The sequence below is a fragment of the Mycolicibacterium austroafricanum genome (assembly GCF_000612725.1).
GTDB lineage: Bacteria > Actinomycetota > Actinomycetes > Mycobacteriales > Mycobacteriaceae > Mycobacterium > Mycobacterium austroafricanum.
This window is the reverse complement of sequence record NZ_HG964450.1, coordinates 330,282-340,326: the sequence shown is the minus strand read 5'-3', so window position 1 is coordinate 340,326 and position 10,045 is coordinate 330,282. Positions and strand designations below refer to the sequence as shown.

The window sequence follows — 10,045 nt, the reverse complement described above, 5'->3', positions numbered from 1 at the left end:
CTGGCGCCGCCGCCGGTCGTCGCGCCCGCGCCGGCCTATGTGCCGCCGCCCCCGCCGGCCAACTATCTTCCGCCCGCTCCCGCGGCGCCCGCGTACGTTCCGCCCGCGCAGGTGCCGGCCTACGTTCCGCCGGCACAGCAGCCGGCCTACGTGCCGCCGGCGCCGCAGCAGCCGAGGCTGCGCGACCGCATCATCGAGCGCATCCCGATCATCAACCGCTTCCACGAACCCGAGTACTGACCCCCTTCTGCGCCGAAATCGCGTCCCACGCGCGTCACATCGCCGAAAGCGCAGCGCAAATCCCGGCGGTCAGTGTGGGACGAGGTTGCGCAGGGGTTCGCCGCGCTGAAGCCGACCGATGTTGGCGGCGACGTCGTCGACGCGGCCCTTGAAGGTGTCGGTGGTGACGCCCGACGTGTGCGGGGTCATCAGGATGCCGGGCAGCGTCGCGAACGGTAGATCACTTGGCGCGCAACCGGTTCCGTCGGCCGGGTAGCGATACCAGACGTCCACGGCTGCAGCTTTGATGGCGCCGCCGGCCAGCGCGTCGTACAGAGCCCGCTCCTGTACCAGCGGACCCCGGCCCACGTTGATCAACACACCGTCGGGCCCGAGCGCCTTCAGCTCGGCTGCGCCGATCATGCCCTCGGTGTGGCGGTTCAGCGGTGCGGACACCACGACCACGTCGCATTCGCGCATCAACCGCTCCAGCTTGCCGGTGTCGTCCACCCAGGCCAGCCCGGCGTCGTCGGCTACCCGACCCGATCCGGTGACCGCAGCGGCAGTACACCCGAACACCTGCAACAGCTTCCAGGTGTGCCGACCGATGTGGCCGAACCCGACGAAGCCGACGTGGGCGTCGGCGAGGGTGGACGGCTGCGGAACGGTGCTGTCGTACACCGAGCTGGCCCAGACCCCGTCACGCAGCCGCGCATCCTGGGTGAGAAAGTCGCGGCGCAACATCACCGCAGCGCCTACCACGTACTCGGCGATCGATCGCTCATGGTGGAATGTGTTGGCCACCAGTACATCCGCCGGCAGCGCCGACAGATCGATCTTGTCGGTGCCGGCCGCCGCGGGGTGCAGCAGCCGCAGGTTCTCGGCAAGACGGGCCATCTCGGCGGTGAACCGGCTGCCGACGAACACCTCGGCTTTGCGCAGTTCGTCCTCTGGCACACCTGCGACGTGCCAGCGGACCTCCGTCCCGGGTGGCATCGCGGCTTCGAGACGCTCCCGGTGCGGCACCAGGTTGGGGTCGACCACAAGGACTCTCACGTCATCCCCGGTCCAGCGCGGGTCGCTTGCCGTCGAACGTCCAGCCCGGGATGAGGTACTGCATCGCGACGGTGTCGTCACGGCCGCCGAGCCCCTCCCGTTGGTACAGCGCGTGCGCGGCCTGCACCGCGGGCTCATCGAGCGTGACGCCGAGGCCGGGGGCGTCCGGCACGCTCAGGTAGCCGTCGACGATCGGGTACGGATTCGTGGTGATCGCCTGGCCGTCCTGCCAGATCCAGTGTGTGTCGATCGCGGTGATGTCACCGGGCGCGGCGGCGGCGACATGGGTGAACATCGCCAGCGAAACGTCGAAGTGGTTGTTGGAGTGCGAACCCCATGTCAGTCCCCAGGCATCGCAGAGCTGCGCGACGCGCACAGAGCCGGTCATCGTCCAGAAGTGCGGGTCGGCCAGCGGGATGTCCACGGCGCCGGATCGGATGGCATGACCCATCTCTCGCCAGTCGGTGGCGATCATGTTGGTCGCGGTCGGCAGGCCGGTGGCGCGCTTGAACTCTGCCATCACCTCGCGTCCGGAGAACCCGCCTTCCGGTCCGACCGGGTCCTCGGCGTAGGCCAGCACGTCTTTGAGCTCGCGGCATGTCCTGATCGCGTCGGCCAGCAGCCAGCCTCCGTTGGGGTCCAGCGTGATTCGAGAATCGGGGAACCGCTCGGCCAGCGCGATGACCGCTTTGGCCTCGTCGGCCGCGGGCAGCACACCACCCTTGAGCTTGAAGTCGGCGAACCCGTAGCGGGCGCGGGCGGCCTCGGCGAGTCGGACCACCGCGTCGGGGGTCATCGCCTCCTCGTGGCGGACGGTGAACCAGTCGTCGGCCCCAGGCTCCTCGTCGGACGGGGAGCGGTACGCGAGGTCGGTCCGGGTGCGGTCCCCGACGAAGAACAGGTAACCCAGCGCCTGCACCCGCGACCGCTGCTGCCCGTCGCCGAGCAGCGCGGCCACCGGCACCTCCAGGTGCTGGCCGAGCAGGTCCAGCAGCGCGGATTCGATTGCGGTGACTGCATGTACGGTCACCCGCAGGTCGAAGGTCTGGGTGCCGCGACCGCCGGCGTCGCGGTCGGCGAAGGTGCGGCGCATCTCGTTGAGGACGGCGTGGTAGTCGCCGATGCTGCGGCCGGTGACGATCCCTCGCGCATCCTGCAGCGTCCGGCGGATCGGCTCACCGCCCGGCACCTCGCCGACGCCGGTGTTGCCTTCGGAGTCCTCGACGATGACGAGGTTGCGGGTGAAGAACGGGCCGTGCGCGCCGGACAGGTTCAACAGCATGCTGTCGTGACCGGCGATCGGTACAACGGTGACGTCGGTGATGACAGGGGTCTTCATGGGTTCACCTTCCGATTTCTGTCATGACGCGAACCATTTGTCGCCGTTGGCCAGTGGACGCACCACCCGAGACACTTTGTCTCCGACGGCGCGCAGCGCGTCGATGATCTCGCGCTGGCGCTGCGGGTCGAGTCGTTCCACGGGTACCGAGGCGCTGATCGCGTCCTGGGCGGGCCTGCAGTAGCGCAGCGGCACCGCGAAGCACCGCAGCCCGGTGGTGTTCTCCTCGTCGTCACAGGCGTAGCCGCGGATCCGGACCTCGTCGAGCGCGTGGTCGAGCTCGGTGCGATCGGTGATCGTGTGCGGCGTCAGGCTTTTCAGCGCGGCCGGGACGTGTTCGTCCCGTTCGGTGCCGAACCGCTCAGCCAGCAGCGCCTTGCCCAGTGACGTGGCGTAGGCGGGCAGACGTCTACCGACGCGGCTGGATGTCCGCGTGTACTGGGTGGATTCGCGGGTGGCCAGATAGACGATGTCGGTGCCGTCGAGGCGGCCGAGGTGGAACGTCTCGTCCAGCTCGGCGCGCAGATCCTCCAGGAACGGGGTGATCAGCGGCAGGTACGGGTCGCTGTCGAGGTAGCTGGTGCCCACCAGTAACGCGCGGATACCGATCCCGTAGAGGGTCCCGGTGGGGTCGCTGCGCACCCAGCCCTGGCAGACCAGGGTGCGCAGCAGCGCATGGGCACTGCTGCGCGGCATGTCGAGCGCGTCGCTGATCTCGCGCAGCCGCGCCGGATCGTCCGGGCGCGCGGCCAGGTACTCCAGCAGCTCGACGGTGCGTACGGCAGATTTGACCTTACGTACCGAGATGTCGGGCTCGGTCACGCCGCGCTCCTCAGATCGCGAGCAGTTCCCGGCCGATCAGCAGGATGGCGCCCGCCGCCGACACCGCGATCGCCAGCCACCGCAGCCGCTGCCGGTTCAGGTGCCGGTTGAGCACATGGGACAGCAGATAGCCCAGCATTGCCGCCGGCGCCAGCACCGCGAACCCCCACCACGTGCGCTGGTTCACCGCGCCGGTGAGGCTGAGTACCACCAGGGACATCAGCGAGCCGGTCAGGAAGAAGCCGCTCATCGTGCCGCGCAGCTGGGCGCCGCTGCTGCGTTGCCACACCAGCGCCATCGGCGGACCACCGATGGCCGTCGCGGTGCCGAGCAGTCCCGATGCCGCGCCGGCCGCCACGACATTGCGTCGTCGCGGTGCCGGGATCCAGCCGCTGCTGGTCAGTACCACCCCGCCCAGCACCACCCCGGCCAGCAGGATCGACAGGGCGCGGTGCGGAAGCGCGGCCAGCAGCAGTGCGCCCGCGACCGTCCCCGGAACCCTGCCGACCAGTGCCCAGCCCGTGCCGCGTAGGTCGATCGCCTCCCGTTCGCGGACCACGACGATCAGCGTGACCAGCGTCGCCAACATGATCAGCGTGGCGGGGATCAGCGAGGGGTCGACCAGCGCGACGATCGGCGCCGCGAACATCCCGATCCCGAATCCGATCGACGCCTGCAACGCGGAGGCGAACAGGATGGCTGCTGCCAGAACGCAATAGCCGGCTATGGTCATGCGCGATCCGCTCCGCTACTCGCTGGTCCTCATGCGCGATCCGTTCCGCTACTCGCTGATGCTCATGCCGGTACGGTTTCACGACCACTCCCTTCCAGCAGCAGTGGGTGGTGGCACAGCGCGGTGTGGTCGGCCAATTCCGGGTCCACGGCGGCCGCAGGTGTGGTGGTCGCGCACACGTCGGTGGCCTTCCAGCACCGGGTCCGGAACCGGCATCCCGACGGTGGATCGATCGGTGAGGGCACCTCGCCCTTGAGCAGGATGCGCTGTGCGCGTTGCGCGCCGTCCAGCGTGGGGGCCGCCGACATCAGCGCGGCGGTGTAGGGGTGGCTGGACCGCTCGAAAACGCGCTCTGTGGGTCCGTTCTCGATGATCCGGCCCAGGTACATCACCGCGACGCGGTCGGCGACGTGGCGCACCACGGACAGGTCGTGGGAGATGAAGATGTAGGAGATCTGCAGCTGCTCCTGCAGGTCGTTGAGCAGGTTGAGCACCTGTGCCTGTACCGACAGGTCCAGCGCGGACACCGGCTCGTCGCAGACGATCACGTCAGGGTTCAGCGCAAGCGCGCGGGCGATGCCGATGCGCTGGCGTTGCCCGCCGGAGAACTCCTGCGGGTACTTGCCGGCAGCCTTGGCGCCCAGCCCCACCAGATCCAGCAGCCCGCGCACCCGCATGTCGCGGTCATGACGGTTCTGGACGATGCCCTTGTGGCTGCGCCACGGCTCGGCGATGATCTCGGCCGCTGACATCCGGGAGTTCAGCGAGGCGTAGGGATCCTGGAACACCATCTGCACACGGCGGCGGAACTTCAGCAGGTCCGCACCTTTGAGGCTGAACGGGTCGACGCCGTCGAACCGGACCGTGCCCTCGTCGGGACGTTCCAGCATCATCAAAGTGCGTGCCAGGGTGGACTTTCCGCAGCCGGACTCGCCGACCAGGCCGAGCGTCTCACCGCGCTTGAGGTCGAGGGTGATGCCGTCGAGCGCGCACAGCTTGTTCTTGCCGGCGTGCGGGACGCGGAACGATTTGCGCACATCGCGGACCTCGAGAAGGTTCTCAGACATCTGTTCTCTCTCCTCGCATGCGGGGGGACACCTCTTCCGGGAAGTGGCACGCGGCCTTGCGATCGCCACCCACCGGGGCCAGCGCGGGCCTGGTGGTGCGGCACACTTCGGCCGCGAGTGGGCACCGCGCCTGATACACGCAGCCTTGCGGGATCGAGTGCAGATCCGGCGGGGAGCCACCGATCGACGTGAGCGCATCACCGCGGCGGGCGTTGACGGGCACCGAACTCAGCAAGCCTTGGGTGTAGGGATGCTTGGGGTGGGCGAAAACCTCGGCAACAGTGCCGGTTTCGACAATGTGTCCGGCGTACATGATCGCGACCCGGTCGGCCTCCTCGGCAACCAGCGCGAGGTCGTGGGTGATCAGCACGACGGCCATGCGGTATTCCGTGCGCAGATCGCGCAGCAGCGCCATGATCTGGGCCTGCACGGTGACGTCGAGCGCGGTGGTGGGCTCGTCGGCGATCAGCACGCTCGGATTCAGCGCCACGGCCATCGCGATCAGCAGGCGCTGTCGCATCCCGCCGGAGAACTGGTGCGGGTAGGAGTTCAGCCGGCTTTCCGGTTGCGGGATGCCGACCCGGGCCATCAGGTCGACAGCCTTGCGCTTGGCCTCCCTGGCGCTCAGACCCTGGTGGATCCGGAATGGTTCGGCCAGTTGGGTTCCCACGGTGTAGAGCGGGTTGAGCGCGGTGAGCGCGTCCTGGAACACGATCGCCAGCTCGGTGCCCGCCATCTCGCGTCGCTTCCTGCGGTCCACGTTGAGCAGGTCCACTCGGTCCTGCCGGCCGGCCAGCAGCGCCGTGCCGCCGACGATGTCGGCGACCGGGTCCAGCAGACCGACCAGTGCGGTGGCGGTCATCGATTTGCCGCAGCCGGATTCACCCAGCAGGGCCAGGGTTTCACCGCGACGGGCCTGGAACGAGACGCCGGTGACGGCGCGCAGGGTTCCGCCGATGGTGCGTACCTCCACGGTCAGGCCGTCGACGTCGAGCACCGGGCCGGCGTTGTGCGTGTCCACGTCGGCGGGATGCGCGTCGTGTCCGACAAATGCGGTCATGCTGGAGCCTTTCAAGGGAGGCGCTTTCCGGTCTTGGTGAACTTGCTCAGGCGCTTCTGCGGGACGGTCAGGCGCCACCGCTGCCCGGGGTCGGTGGCGATGCGGGCCCAGGCGGCCAGAATCGTCGCCGACACGGTGGTGATCACGATGGCCAGGCCGGGGAAGAACGACAGCCACCAGGCGCTGTGCAGGTAGGTGCGGCCCTGGGAGACCATCAGGCCCCAGCTGACGTCGGGCGGCTGGATCCCGATGCCGAGGAAGCTCAGCGAGCTCTCCGCGAGCATGACGTAGCAGAAATCCAGCGTCGCGACGGTGAGCAGGGTGGGCAACACGATCGGCAGTACGTGGCGCCAGATGATGGAGTTGGCGCTCGCCCCGAAGGTGCGGGCCGCATCGACGAACACCCGGCTCTGCAGCTCGGCCGATTCGGCGCGGGCGGTGCGCAGGTAGACGGGGATACGGGTGATCGCGAGGACCAGCACGATGTTGGCGGCACTGGGGGAGAACACGTAGAGCACCACGACAGCGAGCAGCAGTGACGGGAAGCTCATGATGACGTCGGCGACCCGCATCGCCAATGTCTCCCGCCAGCCCCGGTAGTAGCCGGCCCACATGCCGATCGCCGACCCGACCACCGCCGAGATGACGACCGCGGGGATCGCGACCGACAGCGTGGTCCGGCACGCGACGATCAGCCGGGCCAGCATGCTGCGTCCCAACGGGTCGGTGCCGAGGACGTTGGCCCAGCCGTGCGACAGCGTGAACGGCGGCTGATTCGAGTTGTCCAGGTCGATCTCGGTGGCCAGCTCACCCACGAGCATCGGGCCGAGGATCGCGGTGAGGAACACCAACCCCAGCACGCAGGCGGCGGCGGCGGCGACGCGGTCGTTGACCAGCAGCCGGAACCACAGCGATCCGCCTCGCTTGCGCGAGGTTGCGGTGTCGTCCTCGCCGATGATCGCGGTGGTCGGCTTGACCGGGACCAGGTCGATCTGAGTCATGTTGTTGGGCCTCCTGGGGCGAGCGAAGCGACGGGGGTTCAGACCTTTGCCGGTTCCCGCACGCGTGCGTCGAGCAGCGCGTAGCAGGCGTCGATGAAGATGTTGAGCAGGAAGATGCTGACCGCGGTGAGCAGAACGGCGGCCTGCAGCACCGCGAAGTCGCGTTGCAGGATCGCGTCGATCATCAGCTTGCCGATGCCGGGCCATCCGAAGATGGCCTCGACCACGACCGCACCGTTGATGAGGCCGACCGCGAGGTCGCCGGCGACGGTCAGTGCGGGGGCTGCGGCGTTGCGCAGCGCGTGGTGGGTGACGATCCTGAAGTCACCGGCACCCTTGCTGCGTGCCAACCGCACGTACGGCGCCGACAGCGCGGAAACCATTGCACCGCGGACCACTTGGGTGAGAACGCCGAGAGGCCGGATCATCAGGGTGGCGATCGGCAGGATCCAGGACAGCATGCCCGCGTCGGTGCCGGAGGTGGGCAGCCAGCCGAGCAGCACCGCGAACAGCCACACGCCGGTGATGGCGAACCAGAAGTCGGGGATGGACGCGGCCGTCATGGACAGCAGGCTGGAGAACCGGTCGGCCAGCGAGTTGGGTCGGTAGGCGGCCCAACAGCCGATCACGATGGCGCCGACGATCGCCAAAAGCATGGTCGTCAACGCCAGCTGCAGGGTGGCGGGAAAGGCGCGCAGCGCCATCTCAGCCGCGGACTCGCCGGTACGCAGCGAAGCGCCGAAGTCGAGGTGGATCACCCCTTTGAAGTAGTCGAGCAACTGGGTGATCAGCGGATCGTTGAACCCGTTGGCGGCCGCGAACTCTGCGCGCTGCTCCTCGGTCGCCGACTCGGGCAGGTACAGGTTGGTGGGGTCACCGGTGAGCCGGGCGAGCAGGAACACGCCGAGCAGAACGATGATCAACGGCAGTGCGCTGGTGTACATCCGGCGCCGGACGAAGGAGAACATCAGGGCGGGCCCTTCTTGAACGTCGGAGTCAGGACTGATCGGTGCGGTCGTTACCCGCGGGAGTCATTGCAGCCAGCAACATTTCATCGCCGGTAGCCGGGTTGGGGGTGTAGTCGATGCGCTTGGACTTGCCGAGAATCCCCTTCATGTGCGCGATGTAGGCCATCTGGACGATCTCCTGCGGTTCCTCGGCGAACAGGGCGGCGAACGCGTCCTGGCGGGCCTGGCCGGTCAGCGCCTCGGCGGTGCGAATCCTGGCGTCGAATTCCGGTGTGCCGTAGGCCGCCTGCGGACCGTCGGACAGCATGTACTGGTCGAGGGTGAATGCGGCGTCGCCGGCCTGGTTGCCGTGCATGATCATCAGCAGGTACGGCCCGGTGTCGGGCGGGAACGGCCGCAGCTGGTACTCCAACTGGGCGGCGGTGTCCATCATCTCGATCTTGACGTTGAGGCCGATCTCGGTGAACTCGCTCTGCAGCACCTCGATGGTCTCGGTGATCTTCGGGAACTGCGCGGTACGTCCGATCAGCCGGATCTCGCGGTCGACCGGGACGCCGTCGGCACTGGCCTCCTCGATCAGGGCTCGGGCCCTGTCGAGGTCGTGCGGCCACAACTGCAGCTCGGCGTTGTAGCCGACGACGCCCGAGGGGATCAACTGGGCGGCGGGCTGGCCGAGATCACGGAACAGCGCTTTGACGATGCCGGTGCGGTTGACCGCGTAGTTGATCGCCTGCCGCACTCGGATGTCGTCGAGCGGCGGTTCGGTGGCCTGCATGCGCAGCGCGGTCGTCTCGTTGTTCTGGAACGGGACCCCCAGATCGCCCGCTCCGTCTTCAGGGCCCAAGCCGGTGGCGATGTCGGCCTCGTCGTTGGTGATCATCGCAGCGCGCACGCTTCCCTCACTGCGCCATTGGTATTCGGCCTTGGCGAAAGACGGTGCCTGACCCCAGTAGGTGGCGTTGCGGGCCAGGACGAGCTTCTGGCCGTAGTCCCAGCGTTCGATCGCGTACGGGCCTGTCCCGATGGGTTCGCGGACCTTCTCGGTGGTGCTGGTCGTGCGCGGCACCATCTCGACGAACGAGATACGCAGCGGCAGAATCGGATCGGGCTCCGTGGTGCTGACGACCACCGTGCTGGGGTTCGGAGTCTGCAGGCCCAGCTTCTCGTCGCCGAAGACGTAGCCGTCGACGTTGCACTGCAGGTCGGAGTTGACCGCGCGATCGATCGAGAACGCGGCGTCCTCGGAGGTGAACGGCGCCCCGTCGGAGAAGGTCACGCCGTCACGAAGGGTGAAGGTCCATTCGTTGGGGGAGGTCTGTTCCCACCCGGTGGACAGCAGGGGCTGCAGCTCGCCGGTGTCGGCGTCGCGTTCGAGCAGCGGTTCGGTGATGTTGGAGCGGACCACGATGCCGGTCGACGTCAGCGAGCTCTCGCACGGTTCCAGAGTCGGGGGCTCCTGTTGGAGCACGATGCGCAGCGTGTCGGGGTCGTAGCCGCCGCCCCCGGAATTGGCGACGGTGCAGCCGCCTGCCGTGACGGTGACGGTCGCGAGGGCGAGGCCGGCGACCAACCGTCGAGGCTTCAACGCGGTGCTGGGGTTCATGGATCCTCCCGGGCCGGGGATGGTGACGTCCACGTATGTAGATGAACTCTGTGATGGCAACCACACCGTAAGAGCGTCTCCAAAACAGCGTCAACCCGGCCCAAATCGCGGTTTGGGGCGACTTTGCGACGTCCGTGCCACTGCCCGAGTTGCTCATAAATGGTGCTTGACCTGCGT

Annotated in this window: 10 protein-coding genes; 1 reads left to right on the top strand and 9 read right to left on the bottom strand. The window is 68.1% G+C overall.

Annotation, left to right across the window (positions count from 1 at the left end):
* Window positions 1-240 (top strand): DUF7157 domain-containing protein (locus tag BN976_RS01675; protein ID WP_457920255.1); only part of this gene is annotated, 240 nt, incomplete at its 5' end.
* A gap of 69 nt (window positions 241-309) precedes the next feature.
* On the opposite strand, the gene BN976_RS01670 is transcribed toward BN976_RS01675, so the two are convergent.
* The 9 genes from BN976_RS01670 to BN976_RS01630 form a co-directional block, all read right to left on the bottom strand.
* The gene (locus tag BN976_RS01670) at window positions 310-1,275 is read right to left on the bottom strand and encodes a 2-hydroxyacid dehydrogenase (RefSeq protein WP_036367420.1); all 966 of its coding nucleotides are present in this window, start codon (window positions 1,273-1,275) and stop codon (window positions 310-312) included.
* A gap of 1 nt (window position 1,276) precedes the next feature.
* Window positions 1,277-2,614 (bottom strand): enolase C-terminal domain-like protein, encoded by a 1,338-nt coding sequence (locus BN976_RS01665; protein ID WP_036367419.1) that lies wholly within the window; start codon window positions 2,612-2,614, stop codon window positions 1,277-1,279.
* Between the two features lie 21 nt (window positions 2,615-2,635).
* Complete coding sequence (locus BN976_RS01660) at window positions 2,636-3,436, bottom strand: IclR family transcriptional regulator (RefSeq protein ID WP_036367417.1); 801 nt, start codon at window positions 3,434-3,436, stop codon at window positions 2,636-2,638.
* Window positions 3,437-3,446: 10 nt separating this feature from the next.
* Window positions 3,447-4,169, bottom strand: a complete 723-nt coding sequence (locus BN976_RS01655; protein WP_011778292.1) for a sulfite exporter TauE/SafE family protein — start codon at window positions 4,167-4,169, stop codon at window positions 3,447-3,449.
* A gap of 62 nt (window positions 4,170-4,231) precedes the next feature.
* The gene (locus tag BN976_RS01650) at window positions 4,232-5,236 is read right to left on the bottom strand and encodes an ABC transporter ATP-binding protein (protein ID WP_036367416.1); all 1,005 of its coding nucleotides are present in this window, start codon (window positions 5,234-5,236) and stop codon (window positions 4,232-4,234) included.
* Window positions 5,229-6,296: an ABC transporter ATP-binding protein gene (locus BN976_RS01645; RefSeq protein ID WP_235621947.1), complete on the bottom strand. Its 1,068-nt coding sequence runs from the start codon at window positions 6,294-6,296 to the stop codon at window positions 5,229-5,231. Before BN976_RS01645 ends, BN976_RS01650 begins: the two co-directional genes overlap by 8 nt.
* An 11-nt stretch (window positions 6,297-6,307) precedes the next feature.
* Window positions 6,308-7,297, bottom strand: coding sequence for an ABC transporter permease (locus tag BN976_RS01640; protein ID WP_036367415.1), 990 nt, complete (start codon window positions 7,295-7,297; stop codon window positions 6,308-6,310).
* A 38-nt stretch (window positions 7,298-7,335) separates the two neighbouring features.
* On the bottom strand, window positions 7,336-8,265 hold the full coding sequence (locus tag BN976_RS01635) for an ABC transporter permease (RefSeq protein WP_036367413.1): 930 nt from the start codon (window positions 8,263-8,265) through the stop codon (window positions 7,336-7,338).
* A 28-nt stretch (window positions 8,266-8,293) separates the two neighbouring features.
* Entirely contained in the window at window positions 8,294-9,868 is a 1,575-nt protein-coding gene (locus tag BN976_RS01630; protein ID WP_036368957.1) for an ABC transporter substrate-binding protein, read from the bottom strand.
* Window positions 9,869-10,045: the final 177 nt, after the last annotated feature.

Coding starts and splice junctions, on each gene's coding strand:
- BN976_RS01665 (WP_036367419.1), bottom strand. CDS start 2,614: ATGAAGACCCCTGTCATCACCGACGTCACCGTTGTACCGATCGCCGGT.
- BN976_RS01655 (WP_011778292.1), bottom strand. CDS start 4,169: ATGACCATAGCCGGCTATTGCGTTCTGGCAGCAGCCATCCTGTTCGCC.
- BN976_RS01650 (WP_036367416.1), bottom strand. CDS start 5,236: ATGTCTGAGAACCTTCTCGAGGTCCGCGATGTGCGCAAATCGTTCCGC.
- BN976_RS01645 (WP_235621947.1), bottom strand. CDS start 6,296: ATGACCGCATTTGTCGGACACGACGCGCATCCCGCCGACGTGGACACG.
- BN976_RS01640 (WP_036367415.1), bottom strand. CDS start 7,297: ATGACTCAGATCGACCTGGTCCCGGTCAAGCCGACCACCGCGATCATC.
- BN976_RS01635 (WP_036367413.1), bottom strand. CDS start 8,265: ATGTTCTCCTTCGTCCGGCGCCGGATGTACACCAGCGCACTGCCGTTG.
- BN976_RS01630 (WP_036368957.1), bottom strand. CDS start 9,868: ATGAACCCCAGCACCGCGTTGAAGCCTCGACGGTTGGTCGCCGGCCTC.